Source organism: Stenotrophomonas sp. PS02300 (assembly GCF_029959395.1).
Lineage (GTDB): Bacteria > Pseudomonadota > Gammaproteobacteria > Xanthomonadales > Xanthomonadaceae > Stenotrophomonas > Stenotrophomonas maltophilia_AD.
Window position 1 is genome coordinate 51,813 of record NZ_JASCOP010000008.1, and the last position, 13,631, is coordinate 65,443.

At 67.3% G+C, this 13,631-nt stretch carries 9 protein-coding genes; 3 read left to right on the top strand and 6 right to left on the bottom strand.

Annotation, left to right across the window (positions count from 1 at the left end; all coding sequences use genetic code 11):
• The first annotated feature begins 7 nt into the window (after positions 1 to 7).
• Positions 8 to 1,429, top strand: coding sequence for an FAD-containing oxidoreductase (locus QMX79_RS03475; RefSeq protein ID WP_282244419.1), 1,422 nt, complete (start codon positions 8 to 10; stop codon positions 1,427 to 1,429).
• 5 nt (positions 1,430 to 1,434) lie between these two features.
• Positions 1,435 to 2,562, top strand: coding sequence for a hypothetical protein (locus QMX79_RS03480; RefSeq protein WP_282244421.1), 1,128 nt, complete (start codon positions 1,435 to 1,437; stop codon positions 2,560 to 2,562).
• Here the strand turns inward: QMX79_RS03480 and QMX79_RS03485 are convergent.
• The 6 genes from QMX79_RS03485 to QMX79_RS03510 form a co-directional block, all read right to left on the bottom strand.
• Positions 2,477 to 2,809, bottom strand: coding sequence for a hypothetical protein (locus QMX79_RS03485; RefSeq protein WP_282244423.1), 333 nt, complete (start codon positions 2,807 to 2,809; stop codon positions 2,477 to 2,479). The two genes, QMX79_RS03480 and QMX79_RS03485, sit on opposite strands and share 86 nt — an antisense overlap.
• 98 nt (positions 2,810 to 2,907) lie before the next feature.
• The gene (locus QMX79_RS03490; RefSeq protein ID WP_282244425.1) at positions 2,908 to 3,075 is read right to left on the bottom strand and encodes a hypothetical protein; all 168 of its coding nucleotides are present in this window, start codon (positions 3,073 to 3,075) and stop codon (positions 2,908 to 2,910) included.
• Between the two features lie 71 nt (positions 3,076 to 3,146).
• Positions 3,147 to 5,471, bottom strand: coding sequence for a winged helix-turn-helix domain-containing protein (locus QMX79_RS03495; protein WP_282244427.1), 2,325 nt, complete (start codon positions 5,469 to 5,471; stop codon positions 3,147 to 3,149).
• Between the two features lie 68 nt (positions 5,472 to 5,539).
• Positions 5,540 to 5,932: a protease inhibitor I42 family protein gene (locus QMX79_RS03500; protein ID WP_282244429.1), complete on the bottom strand. Its 393-nt coding sequence runs from the start codon at positions 5,930 to 5,932 to the stop codon at positions 5,540 to 5,542.
• Entirely contained in the window at positions 5,933 to 7,708 is a 1,776-nt protein-coding gene (locus tag QMX79_RS03505; RefSeq protein ID WP_282244431.1) for a S8 family peptidase, read from the bottom strand.
• A 70-nt stretch (positions 7,709 to 7,778) separates the two neighbouring features.
• Positions 7,779 to 10,880 (bottom strand): YadA-like family protein, encoded by a 3,102-nt coding sequence (locus QMX79_RS03510; RefSeq protein WP_282244433.1) that lies wholly within the window; start codon positions 10,878 to 10,880, stop codon positions 7,779 to 7,781.
• A gap of 298 nt (positions 10,881 to 11,178) precedes the next feature.
• Between QMX79_RS03510 and QMX79_RS03515 the strand changes: the two genes are divergently transcribed.
• Complete coding sequence (locus tag QMX79_RS03515; RefSeq protein ID WP_282244435.1) at positions 11,179 to 13,506, top strand: arylsulfatase; 2,328 nt, start codon at positions 11,179 to 11,181, stop codon at positions 13,504 to 13,506.
• Positions 13,507 to 13,631 lie beyond the last annotated feature (125 nt).

Sequence of the window (13,631 nt, forward strand, 5' to 3'; positions counted from 1 at the left end):
TATCCCAATGTCCAATGCCCCCCAGTCGCCGGGCCCGTCGGGTCCCACCCGCAGCTTCGACGCCATCATCATCGGCACCGGCCAGGCCGGGCCGTCACTGGCCGGGCGGCTGGACGCGGCCGGGATGCGCGTGGCCATCATCGAACGCCACCTGGTGGGCGGCACCTGCGTGAACACCGGCTGCAAGCCGACCAAGACCCTGGTTGCCAGCGCCTATGCCGCGCAGATGGCCCGCCGGGGTGCCGAGTACGGGATTTCCACGGGCACGGTGAGCGTGGACATGAAGGTGGTGGAGGCCCGCGCACGCAAGGTGATCATGGATTCGCGCAAAGGGAATGAGGACTGGCTGGCAGGCATGCCCAATGTCGAACTGATTCGCGGCCACGCCCGCTTCGATGGACCGGGCAGCATCACGGTCAACGGGGAGCGCCTTGCTGCCCCCCGCATCTTCGTCAACGTGGGCGGCCGCGCGGCGGTGCCGGACATGCCGGGCCTGGGCGATGTTCCCTACCTGACCAACAGCAGCATCGTGGCGCTGGACACCCTCCCCCACCACCTGGTGGTGGTGGGCGGCAGCTATATCGGGCTGGAGTTCGCACAGATGTACCGGCGGTTCGGCGCGCAGGTGACCGTCATCGAGCGGGCCGACCGGCTGATCACACGCGAGGACCCGGACGTCTCCGAGGCGGTGCGGGGCATCCTGGAAGATGAGGGCATCGAGGTGCGTACCGGCGCCGACAAGATCGCCTTCAGGAAGATCGACGGCGGGATCGAGGTGGCCTTCGAGACCACCACCGGCCCCGCGGAGGTTGCCGGAAGCCACGTCCTGATCGCCATTGGCCGCCGCCCCAACACGGACGACCTCGGGCTGGACAGCGCAGGGATCGACCGGGATGAGCGCGGTTACATCAAGGTGGACGACCACCTGCAGGCATCGGTTCCCGGCGTATGGGCACTGGGTGACTGCAATGGCCGTGGTGCCTTCACCCACACCGCCTACAACGACTTCGAGATCGTGGCCGCCAACCTGCTGGATGGGGAGGACCGCCGGGTGAGCAGGCGGGTGCCGGGGTACGCGCTGTTCATCGACCCGCCGCTGGGTCGGGCCGGGATGTCCGAGGCAGAGGCGGTGAAGTCCGGCCGGCCGCTGCTCTTCTCCAAGCGACCCATGACCCGTGTCGGCCGTGCCGTAGAGAAAGGCGAGACCAAGGGGTTCATGAAGGTGGTGGCCGATGCCGAAACCCGGAAGATTCTCGGCGCGGCGATCCTGGGCACTGGCGGCGACGAGGCGATCCACGGCATCCTCGACATGATCAGTGCCGACCGGCCGCTGGATGAACTGCGCTGGGCGGTGCCGATCCACCCCACGGTTTCCGAATTGATTCCCACGCTGCTGGTCGACCTTGCGCCGGCACCTGACCGAGGATGATCTGGATGCGTACTGCTGCGACCGTCTCGCTGTGCCTGGGGCTGTGTACCGCCCTGCTGCTTCCGCCGGGCTGGGCAAAGGCGCCGGTGACCCCGGAAACCCACAGCGAAACGGGCACGCTGCAGGGCGCGCCTTGGCGCATCGACATGCCGGCCCACTGGAACGGCGAACTGGTGATGTACGCCCATGGTTTCGAGCCCGTCGGCACGCCGCGCCCGGACCCGTGGCCGGGCAACGCGTGGAGCGAGGCGCTGGTGAAGGCCGGCTATGCGGTGGCGCAGAGTGGGTACGCCGACCAAGGCTGGGCCGTGCGCGGGGCCATCGATGACCTGGAGCGGCTGCGCGCTCAGTTCGTGACCCAGCATCCAGACACGAAACGCAGCTGGATCCTGGGCTTCTCGATGGGGGGCGCGGTAGCGATCGGAACGTTGGAGCGGATGCCGGAGCACTACACCGGTGGCATCTCGATGTGCGGCGCCAACCTGCCCGGCGATGCGCTGGCCGCCAAAGTGCTCACCTCGCTGGTGGCGTTCGAGTATTTCTTCCCAGGCGCGAAAGGCCTGCCCGAGGGCGGGTTGAGCTCACCTGCCGCTGCGACGTTGCCGCAGGGGGAGATGGTGGATGCCATCGCCGCTGCCGTGCAGTCCCGCCCGGAGGCAGCCGACGTGCTGGCAAAGCGCCTGGAGCTGAAGGGGGATGAGCTGGCGGGCACCATCAGCCTGCATGCCTTGGTGTTCCAGCAGCTGGTCAAGATCAGCGGCGGCATTCCGGTCAGCAACAAGGACACGGTGTATGCCGGCTTCGGCGACGACAAGGCATTCAACGCCGGCGTACGGCGCATTGCCGCGGATCCCCAGGCGAAGGCGAAGCTTGATCGCGACCTGCGCCTGACCGGCGCGCTGCGCCGGCCGCTGCTGCTGCAGTACAACCTCAATGACCCTTCCGTGACGCCCCGCTTCGAGCCGATCTACCCGGCGCTTGCCGCCAAGTCAGGCGCGACGCCCCCGCCGAGGACGCTACCGCCCACCGGCGAAGGACATTGCGCGTTTACGCCGGAACAGATTGTTGAAGCGGTGTCGATCCAGAGCCGGTCGTTGCCTGCGCGCCCCACTGGCGAAGCGCGGCGCCCCTGAGCGACTGCTGGCCGCACCCCGAGGGGCAGCGCAGCACGCGTGCGGCCGAGGTACTGACGAAGCCCTCGCCTTCCTGCGCCTTGAATACCGCCTCGCAGGACAGGCAGCGCGCCACCATCGAGTACAGGTGCACGATGCGCCCGCTGCACGGGTCCTGCAGCGCGTTCACATCCAGCAGTTCGAACTGGCAGCTGTCCGGCAACGGGCGGCGCGGAAGCGGAAGGGGCAAGGAGGTCTGCAGGTTCACGCTATGGGCGCCGTCGGGGGAATGGCAGCCACTGTAGGCAGCGCGGTGTGGAGCGCGCGTGCAGCCTGCATGCAGTGCACGCGAAAGGCGTGCCAGTATTACCCCTCGCCCAATGCGTCCTTGCCGGCAGGCGTCAGGTCGATATCGCTGTCTTCGGCCTGCACCGCCAGACCTTCGGCGACGGCCCAGGTGGCATCGTCCGCTGACACGGGATCGGTCGCCTCGATGGCCCGCAGAATGGCTAGTTGCTTGTCGGTCAGTGGCATGGTCGCGCTTCCGTGGGGTATTGCCCGACTCTAGCAAGGCGTACGTGAAGTGCTGCGGAGCCGCATCTGCGCTAGAGCAGTGGCTGTTGGTCCAGCGAACGCTCTTTGCGCAACGACTCCGCCTGAAGACGCGCACGCTGGGCCAGCTCTACTTCCCCCCGGAGGGTGTAGATGCGCCAATTGAGCCAGGCGACCCGGTAGTCGTCCTGTGCGTAGGCATCCAGTTCGCCCAGCACCGCGCTGGCCTCCTGCAGATTGCCCTGCCCGGCCAGCACCAGGGCACGCAGCACATTGGCGCGGACCCGGTCATTGGGGCTTCCATCGCGGTTGGCTGCCTCCACGGCAGCAACGGCCAGGTCCAGTGCCACTTCGGGCTTGTCAAACCGATGGCCGACCACTGCCACCGCGAACAAGGCGGCGGGGCGCCGGGCTGGCGGCGCGGAGGGAAGGGATGCCGAGGCATCGAGGGCAAGCCAGCGCCTGGCCACGTCCACGCTGCCCGCCGCCTGGGTGGCGATCGCAAGGGTGTCTGCACTGACGCCCTTCAGCGAACCGGGCAACTCGCCGGCAAGCCGTGCGGCCGTGGCACGATCCCCGCGTGCAATGGCCAGGCCCATGCGCAGCTGCGCCATTACCTCGCTGTCGATCGTTGCGGCCGACGTGCTCTTGAGCGCCGTGGAGGCGTCCTGCAGAGTACCGTTGGCGGTCGCTACCGCCGCGCGTGCGGACAGAATCACGCCGACGAGGGTTTCATCCTCGATGCTGTCCGCCAGCACCGAGGCCCGCGCGATGCTGCGTCCGGCAAGCGCCGGTTGCACGATCTCCAGCTCGCCCAGCGACCTGGCCGCCAACGTGGCTGCCAGATAGTCGTTGACCTGGAAGCGCTCGAACACGGCGATGGCGTCGTCGAACTCCTGGATGGCCTGCGGCCAGTGATTGCGGGTGCCTTCGATCCGCCCGAGGTTGGAGCCCACCATGGCGGCGGAGACCACGTCGCCGCTTTCGCGCATCGCCACGCGCGCCATGCCGAAATCACTGACGGCACCAGCAAGATCGTCCTGGCGTACCCGCGACACGCCACGCCCGTTGTAGGCATTGCCCAGCAACGTGGTGTACTTCTCGTCGCTGCCGGAGCTGCCGAGCAACGCCAGGGCGTCGGTGTAATAGCGCTGGGCCTGCTCGGCGTGGCGCTGGCGCAGCGCCACCGAACCCAGGCCCATCAGCCCCTTCGCACGGGTTGCGGCATCGGTATCGAGCCCGTTCGCCAGGGCACGCTGGAACAGGGCCTGCGCGGACGCCATCTGCCCTGCCCGGTATTCCAGCTGCCCTTCGCGCACCATCACCGCAGGCGCGTTGCGCTGCGCTGGCGGAAGCGCATGGATCTGCTCGCGCGCGGCTTCCAGCTGGCCGGCATCGAGCTGCGCATCGATCCGCTGCAGCCGCTCCTGCATCGCCGTGGGTATGGCGGCGTTGGACGGGGAACGGTGGACGCGGCGAAGCCAGGTATCGGTAGCCGCAGCCATCGCCTGCAACGGTGTGTCGCCAAGCGCTTCGACACTGGTATCCGAGGTGCCATCGAGCACCTGCAGCCTGACCCGCCACCGGCGGTCCACATGTTCGGCAGACGGAACGATCAACCATTGCGCCCCGCTGCGCGCACGCAGTGCCTGCAAGGCCTGTGCGTCGCCGGTAGGAGCATTGCTGAGGTGGAGGGTCTGTTCGGTAGGCACCACCTTCAGGCTGGCGCTGCGCAGGCGGTCAGCCGCGTACTCCATCGCACCCAATCGCACCCAACTGAATTCGGCAACCGGGGGTTGCACGGTCACCGGCAACACCATGGCCTGTCCATCGTTCACGGCTTGGGTCTGCGCCGGCGCGGTTCGCTGTTGGGCAACCCACCACGCGGCGCCCGCGATGATCCCGCATGCCACTACGATGAGAATCGCAATCGCCAAGCGTGATCGGGAGGATCGGCTGTGTTCGGGCGCTGGTTCCGGTGCAGGTGCCGGTTCCGGTGCCGCTGCCGGTGCCTGTGCCTCGACCAGCGCTGCAGGTTCAACGGAAGGCCCAGCGCCGCCGACTTCTTCCACGTCGGCCACCCACCGGTAGCCAAACCCGGCCACCGTGCGGATCATCGCCTGGCGGTCGCCGGCATCATCCAAGGCCTTGCGGGCACGTCGCATGGTCTGGGTGATGACGGTATCGCTGACATCGGCCCGGCCCCATACCGCCGATACCAGCTCATCGCGGCCCACCGCACGCTCACGGTTCACGACCAGGTAAACCAGGCACTCCAGCGATTTGAGGGGTAATGCCAGGCGCTCGCCTGAGCGGGTCAGTTCGCGCGTGGCAGGGTCCAGCTGGAAGTCGCCGAATCGGTACCGGGTAAGGCGCATGGGCCTGGCGTTCTCGTGCGTTTCTACAGAATCCCCAATCCTACGACAGACCCGGCGCCCAGCGGCGTTCAATCAATCTGCAGGTGAAACTGAAACTCCCGCATCGGCCCGTCCGAGAGCTCCTGCCGGCACTCAAACCGCAACACGCCACGGCCCGGCTGCAGGGTCCGGAATATCCATCCGGGCGTGCCGCCTACGCGCGGCGGCACCTGTTCCAGCGAAAGCAGCCCGGGCAACGGGTCGCGCAGACCGCAGCGGTAACCGGACGCTGAAAGCGCCGGCAGTGCGACCGTGACCTCCTGCCCCCGGCGCAGCCGAACCTGGCGACCATCGTCGGTGGACTGCAACGCGATACGGGCCGGAGGGCCGCGAGGGCCCTCCTCCCGGGTCAGTACATCGATTCCCAGCACGGCATTGCAGGCGAGCAGCACTGCAAATACCCCGGTTTTCCATCGGCTCAATCAGTTCACCTTGACCAGCAGGCGCGCGCCGGTGGTGTCCTGCGTTGCGGAAACGGCCAGGTAGTAATGGCCCTGTGCCGGGCTGTTCACCGTGATGGCCTGGTTGATGCCGGGCCGGGCCGACGCACCCGCGTTCTGGTTCGGCAGCGGATCGGCTTCATAGCCCAGCAGCAACTGCACTTCGCCGCGGCCACCGTAGGTGGTGATGTCCACGCGGGTCTTCCCGGCCGGCACATCGATCACATAAAGGTCGCGCTGGCCGGCCGCCATGGCCGGCAGCAGCATGGCCGTGCCGGGGCTGGTGGGAATGCCGTCGATCGGCTGGCCGAAGGTGCGGGCGCGTGCCACCGCCGCGGCCGCGTCCAGCAGGCCGGCGCCATTGGGCTGGCTCTGCTTGACCGGGAAGGCGCGCGAGGTTGCCTTCAACAGGCCTTCGGCCTGCGACGGCGTCAGCGGCTTGGCGGCAACGCTCTGCATCAGCGCCGCCACGGCCGCAACGTGCGGGGTGGCCATCGAGGTGCCGGTGTAGCCGGCATAGATATCGCCCGCCGTTACCGTGGTGCCCGCGTTGAGCGTGGACCAGATGTAGCCGTTCGGGCTGCCTTCGGTTCCCGCGCCGCCCGGTGCGGCGAGATCGATGCCCGGCCCATAGTTGGAATAGCTGGCGCGCTGGCCTGAATAGCCCGTAGCGCCGACGGTGACCACGTTCGCGCAGCTGGCCGGCGCGTGCCCGGTCACCGGCGCGTTGTCGTTGCCGGCCGCCACCACCACCAGCGTACCGAGCGCCACGGCGGCGTTGATGGCCGCCTGGGTATCGCTGTCGCAGTCGTGCGCGCCGCCCAGGCTCATGTTGATGACTTCGGCCGGGGTGGTGTTGTCCGGCACGCCCTCGATGTGGCCACCGGCCGCCCAGACGATGGCGTCGTTGATGTCGGAGGTGTAGCCGCCGCAGCGACCCAGCACGCGCACCGGCAGCACCTTGGCGTTGTACGCGATGCCCGCGCCGCCCACGCCATTGTTGGTGACTTCGGCAATGGTGCCGGCCACGTGCGTGCCATGCCAGCTGCTGTTGCTGGCCGGCGCGCCTGCACCACACTCATTGGCCGCGCTGTAGTCGCCGATATCCCAGCCGCCCGGCACGCGCTCATCGGTGGCGCGGTGGGAAACGAACGCGTCGGAGATGAAGTCATAGCCCGGCAGCAGGTTGGCTTCCAGGTCGGCATGGTGGGTGGCACCCGTATCGATCACCGCCACCACGACACCCGCGCCGGTGGCCCCGGCCTCCCAGGCGGTGGTGACGCGCGCGCCGCCAGCACCGGTGCCGTAGTGCCACATCTGGTGGCTGGCCAGTACCGGGTCGTTGGGTACGGCGGCGCGATGCATCATGCGGTCTACCCGCACCGATTCCACGTTCGGATCGGCCGCGATGGCGCGCATCAGGGTTTCGGCCTGGGCGCGATCCAGCCGGCGGTCAGCGCGGACGACATGACGGCCGCCGAAGGTGGCGCGAAGGGTGGTCACGCCAAGGGCGGCCTTGCCCTGGGCGGCAGGCGTGCCGGTGGCGGCCAGCAGCGTGCGGGCGCGGCCCGCGGCGGCATCCAGCGAGCGCTGGCGGGCTGCAGGCTGTGCCAGCTCCGCGCTGCCGGCGCGGTATTTGACGATGAAACGCGGCGACAGCGTTGCGTCCTCGATCGAGCTCAGGTCTACGGTGCCGGCAAAGGCAGGGGTGCAGGCGCCGGCGATGAGCAGGCTGAGCAGGGTGCGGCGGAAGGTCATGTGGGTTTTCCTGGAATGCGCTGGAATGGCGGCGCCCGCGTGGGCGCCGCGGTGGAAGCTGGCGCCTGGATCAGAGATCCACGCCGAAGCCGATGCCGGCCGAGTTGTCATCGCTGCTGAAGGCGCCACCGATGCTCATCGACATGCGCTCACCGATGGACTTGGAATAGCCCACCGACAGCGCGCTTTCGCCGTTCTGCCAGCCCACGCCTGCCGCCACGCGACCACGGGGGCTGCGCGAGTTGGCCGCGTTGATGGCCATGTTCATCATGGCGCTGCTCATCGCGCCCTGGCGGTCCAGGCGCTTGTCCTGCTCATGCAGGCGATGGTTCACGTCATCGCGCAGGCCGCTGAAGCTGTCGTCCCACGACTGCAGCTTGGCGTCGGTGTAGGCGTTGGCTTTGGTCAGGGTCTGGGTGGCGGTGTTGTCGGTGTAGGTGTTGGCCGAGGCTAGCGTGGCCGCGTCGCCCTGCTCCACCTGGCCGACGTTCGCCGCATCGGTTGCAGCGGTGCCGGCAGCCACGTTGGTGATGCGGCGCTGCTGGGTGGCGCTGCCCACCGACACGGTGTTCTCCTGGTCAGCGATGGCACCCTGGCCGAGCGCGACCGCATTGCTGGCACTGGCGTGACTATCCGCACCGAGGGCGACCGAGTTGTCCGCCGTCGCATCCACCAGGGCATTGCTGCCCAGCGCGACGCTGTTGGCGGCGCCGACCTTGGCGCCGTTGCCGATCGCGGTGTCGTTGGCATCGGTGGCATTGGAGCCTGCACCCAGTGCCAGGCCATCGCCAGTACCGGACGGTGCGCCGGTGCTCGGTGCCGGGCTGGCGGCGGTGGTCTCCAGCTGCGAGACGCGGCTGGTAAGGCCGCTGAAGGCCGCGTCGATGGCGTCGAACGTGGTACCCACGTTGACGAAGCTGCCACCTTGGAACTGGTACCCCGGTGCGCTGATCCCTGTGGCGCCGACCGAAGCGCCACCGCCCAGCGCGGAGGCCACGCTGTCCAGCTGCGAGCCAATGGTGCCGCCCACTTCAACCACGAGGGCGTCGAGCTGGCCCTTGTTCACCGCATCGGTGGCGCCCACGCCATCGGCGACATTGACCACACGACGCTCGCCACCTTGACTGCCGACCGAGACCACGTTGTCGGCCTCGGCAACGGCGTTGCTGCCCAGCGCCACGCTGTTCTGGCCGTACGCGGCCGCTCCGCTGCCCAACGCAAGCGCGCCGTTGGTATCGGCAACGGCGCGGCTGCCGATGGCTATGGCGTCGTCGCCACCGGCATAGCTGTTGTAGCCGCTGGCGATGCTGTACGCGCCGATGGCGAAGGCGTTGGTGCCGGAGGCCAGCGCGGACTCCCCTGCCGCATAGGCATAGGTACCGATGGCGGTGGCCTGGACGGCGGTGGCCTGGCTGCCGTCACCGAAGGCCGCGCCGCTGTCCGCCAGCGCCTGGGCGTTGTTGCCCACTGCGGTGGCCCCTACGCCGGTCGCCTGTGCGGCCGTGCCTGCGGCAAGCGCCGCCGTTTCGGTGGCCAGTGCGCCGGTACCGAAGGCAATGGCGTTGCTGCTCTCGCCGCCCACGCCCGGCGCGGTCTTGGCATCCTGGCCGAAGGCGATGTTGCCGGTGCCGGTGTAGCCATCGGCATAGGCGTTCTCACCGATGGCGATGTTGCGGTGCCAGGCGGCGGTGGCCTGGTCACCCAGGGCGATGCTGGCAATGCCGTACGCGACGGACTGTGTGCCGATGGCGATGGCATCGGCGTCGGCCGCGGTGGATTCGCGACCGAGGGCGACGCTGGAGCGACCTGCGGCCTGGGCATAGAAGCCGCCGGCGAAGGAGCCGGAGACCACCTTCGGGTCCGTGCTGTCGTAGTTGCGGATGATGCTGCTGGGGCCAGGGTTCTCGGTGTCGCGATCACCCGTGGCCGCGGCAGGGCCGATGGCCGTGCCGTAGTTGCCGAAGGCATAGGTACCGCTGCCGAACGCGGCCGTGCCCAAGCTGGTGGCGAAGGCCTTGCCGTAGGCATTGCTGATGCCGCCCGGACCGCGCGGTGTGCCACCGTAGGCCTGTGCCCAGTCCAGCCAGCCGCCCACGGCCACCGAACCGGTGCCCAACGCATAGGACATGTAGCCCAGCGAGGTCGAGTACGCACTGTATGCAATCGAGGAATAGCCGACAGCGGTACCCGGCCCGCGAATGGACTGGGCATTGGCGCCGATGATGGTGCTGTTCTGGTCGGGCTGCCAGTTCGGGCTGGACTGCGTATAGAGATAGTCGCCACCGGTGCCGGCGCCAGCGCCGATCACCACGTTGTTGTTGCCCCGCGAACGGGCTCCGTTGCCGATGGCGATGGAGTTGACGGCCGACTCGGCCGTGGTGCTGTAGAAGGTTCCCCAGCTCCCAGTGAAGGTTGCGCCGATCTTGTTTCCTTCAATCGTGGCGCCGTTGCCGAGGGCGATGGAGCCCGTACCGTTGACCGAGGCGCCGTTGCCGATGGCAACAGAGTTGACAGCCGGTCCTTCGGTCAGCGTTTCGACCTTGCTGATGACCGCGTTGGCGTCTTCGGTGTAGGTAACCGTGCCGTTGATGGACCGGACCTTGGCGCCGCTGCCCATGGCAATGGAGTCGCTACCATTGGCGACCGCGCCGGTACCCACCGCAATGGCGTTGACGCTGGCGCCCGGCACCACCCTGACCTGGGCGGTGCCGGGGGTCTGCTGGATGATGTTGGGCGGCGTATAGGTCGTGGTATTGGTGGTGGTGGACCCGGCATGCACGGCGCCGGCCCCGGCCCCGATGGCGATGCCGCCGGCGGTGCTGGTCACCGCGCGGACGCCGATGGCCGTGCTGTTGTCGCCCAGCGCCTGGGCGGCGGCCCCCATTGCGGTGGCGTTGTTGCCCTTGGCCCAGGTAACTTCGTTGGTATCGACTAGGCCGTCGCCGTCCAGGTCCACCCATGCGCCGAACGCGGTGGCACCGTCGCCGGAAGCGCTCGCATTCGAGCCACAGGCCAGCGCGTCTTCACCGGCGGCGCTGCTGTCGAGCGGCAGCGGCAAGCCGGCGGCATCGACCAGCTGGCAGTTGCTGCCCGCATAGGCCGGCAAGGCCAGGACGGAAAGGAGCGCGGCGGTCAGTGCGCTGCGGGAAACGGTGCGTCGGTTCGGCTGCATGGGCGGGCTCTGGCTGGAAAGTCCCTAGCTCGCCCTATCGGCCGCCGCCCGTCATGACGAGGGGATGACAGGGGGGTGTCATGCACCGCACAGGGGGGTGACATGTGTGACATTTTCATGCCAACGCCCTCTGTCACAAGGAATTTCTCGTGTTGCGGGCTCCTGGGCGAGCCGCAGGCAGATGTACTTAGTCTCGCTCGGTATGTTTACGGAGGTCGGTTGGCACGCGTCCGTGGTGCACTAGGTGCTCCCTAAAAGGTGGCCGGTTGCACCCAGCCCCGCGACGAGGAAGCACGCAATGGACAAGAAGAAGTTCAAGGGCGTCATCAAACTCGACATCCGCGATTCCAAAGCCGACTGGGAGCCGTTCATGCCGCCCACGGCGCCAGCGGGTGCTCCCAACGTCCTGATCATTCTTTATGACGACACCGGGCAGGCGGCTTGGCAGCCATACGGTGGCGCCATCAACATGCCTACCTTGCAGAAGCTGGCCGACAACGGCTTGACCTACACCCAATGGCATACCACGGCGTTGTGCTCCCCCACCCGCTCCTGCTTCCTGACCGGCCGCAACCACCACCTGAACGGGATGTCGGCCATCACGGAAACCGCCAACGGTTTCCCGGGCTGGTCGGGCCGCGTGCCGGAAGAATGCATGTCGATTGGCCAGGTGCTGCAGGACAACGGCTACAGCACGTTCTGGATCGGCAAGGACCACAACGTTCCCGAGCAGGACATCTGTTCGGGTGGGCCGAAATCCGAATGGCCGCTGCAGAAGGGGTTCGATCGCTTCTACGGCTTCCTGGGGGGTGAGACCAACCAGTGGTACCCGGACCTGACCCAGGACAATCTGTTCATAGACCAGCCCTACGGCCCTGAAGACGGCTACCACCTGTCCCGGGACCTGACCGACCAGGCCCTGCAGATGATCCGCGACCAGAAGGCCTCCAACCCTTCCAAACCGTGGTTCCTGTGGTTCTGCCCAGGCGCCAACCATGCGCCGCACCATGCGCCCAAGGAGTACATCGACAAGTACAAGGGCAAGTTCGACGAGGGCTACGATGCCTACCGGCGCTGGGTGGTGCCGCGCATGATCGACAAAGGGCTGTTGCCGCCGGGTACGGCCATACCGGACTTCAACCCGATGCCGGAGGACCAGGCCAACCCGGCCGATTACGTGAAACCCTGGGAGACGCTGAGCGCCGATGAGAAGCGCCTGTTCTCACGCATGGCCGAGGTCTATGCCGGGTTCTCCGAATACACCGACGCGCAGGTTGGCCGGATCGTGGACTACCTGGAGAAAAGCGGGCAGCTGGACAACACCATCGTCTTCTACTGTTCCGACAATGGCGCGTCCGGCGAAGGCAGCCCGACCGGGTCGGTGAACGAGAACAAGTTCTTCAACAACTACCCCGACTCGTTGGAGGAGAACCTCAAGTACATCGATGTGCTGGGTGGTCCGGAAACCTACAACCACTACCCTACCGGCTGGGCGGCGGCCTTCTCGGCGCCTTACAAGATGTTCAAGCGATACTCGGAATACGCCGGGGGCACCTGCTGCCCGATGGTGATCCACTGGCCCAAGGGGATCAAGGCCAAGGGCGAGGTCCGCAACCAGTACCACCACGCGGTGGACCTGGTGCCGACCATCCTGGAGTCGATCGGCATCCAGATGCCCGACACCTACCGGGGCGTCAAGCAGCACCCGCTGTCGGGGGTGTCGATGAAGTACTCGTTCGACAAGGACGGGCCCACGCAGAAGAAGCGGCAGTACTACGCCATGCTCGGCACGCGCGGGATCTGGGAAAACGGCTGGAAGGCCGCCTCCGTGCATGCACCGTTGACCAGCAAGGGCCATTTCGACAAGGACGCGTGGGAACTCTACAACGTCGACGAGGACCGGTCCGAATCCAAGGACCTGGCCGGGGAGCACCCGGAGAAGCTCAAGGCTCTCATCGATGCGTGGTTCGAAGAAGCCGACGCCAACAACGTCCTGCCGCTCGATGACCGCACCGCCGCGGAAGTGCTGGGTACCGAGCGGCCCAGCACGGAAGTTCCGCGCGAACGCTACATCTATTATCCAGGTACCTCGCCCGTCCCGGAAGGGGTGGCGGTGAATGTGCGCGGGCGCTCCTACAAGATACTGGCCGATGTGGAGATCTCGGACGCCGACTGCTCCGGCGTGATCTTTGCACACGGCTCCCGCTTTGGTGGCCACAGCCTGTTCATCAAGAACAGGAAGCTGTACTACGTGTACAACTTCCTGGGCATCAAGCCGGAGCAGAAGTTTGTTTCCACCACCGAATTGAAGCCCGGGAAGTACACGCTGGGCATGGAGTTCGAGCGCACTGGTGCCGGCGAGAACGGCGAGTCCACCGGGAAAACCCGGTTGTATGTGAACGACAAGGTCGAGGCCGAGGGCGAAATGAAGACCCAGCTCGGCAAGTTCACCCTTTCCGGTGATGGCCTGTGCATCGGGCGCGACAGCGGCGATGCGGTAAGCGAAGAGTACGTGACCCCTGGCGAGTTCAAAGGCGGCGAGATACACGGAGTCGGCGTGACCGTGGAGAAGGCCCAGTACATCGACCTGGAGAAGATGGCTGCAGCTGCTTTCGCTACGGACTGAGCGTGCCACTGCCGCGTTGGGAAGGCCAACGCGGCAGTTCTCTCATCAACAGGAAACGAGCTGGCTACCACCCGGGGGGGGGGGGGGGCGGCGGGGCGGGGGGGGGGGGGGCGGGGGCGGGGGGG

Coding starts and splice junctions, on each gene's coding strand:
- QMX79_RS03510 (WP_282244433.1), bottom strand. CDS start 10,880: ATGCAGCCGAACCGACGCACCGTTTCCCGCAGCGCACTGACCGCCGCG.
- QMX79_RS03490 (WP_282244425.1), bottom strand. CDS start 3,075: ATGCCACTGACCGACAAGCAACTAGCCATTCTGCGGGCCATCGAGGCG.
- QMX79_RS03480 (WP_282244421.1), top strand. CDS start 1,435: ATGCGTACTGCTGCGACCGTCTCGCTGTGCCTGGGGCTGTGTACCGCC.
- QMX79_RS03515 (WP_282244435.1), top strand. CDS start 11,179: ATGGACAAGAAGAAGTTCAAGGGCGTCATCAAACTCGACATCCGCGAT.
- QMX79_RS03505 (WP_282244431.1), bottom strand. CDS start 7,708: ATGACCTTCCGCCGCACCCTGCTCAGCCTGCTCATCGCCGGCGCCTGC.
- QMX79_RS03495 (WP_282244427.1), bottom strand. CDS start 5,471: ATGCGCCTTACCCGGTACCGATTCGGCGACTTCCAGCTGGACCCTGCC.
- QMX79_RS03475 (WP_282244419.1), top strand. CDS start 8: ATGTCCAATGCCCCCCAGTCGCCGGGCCCGTCGGGTCCCACCCGCAGC.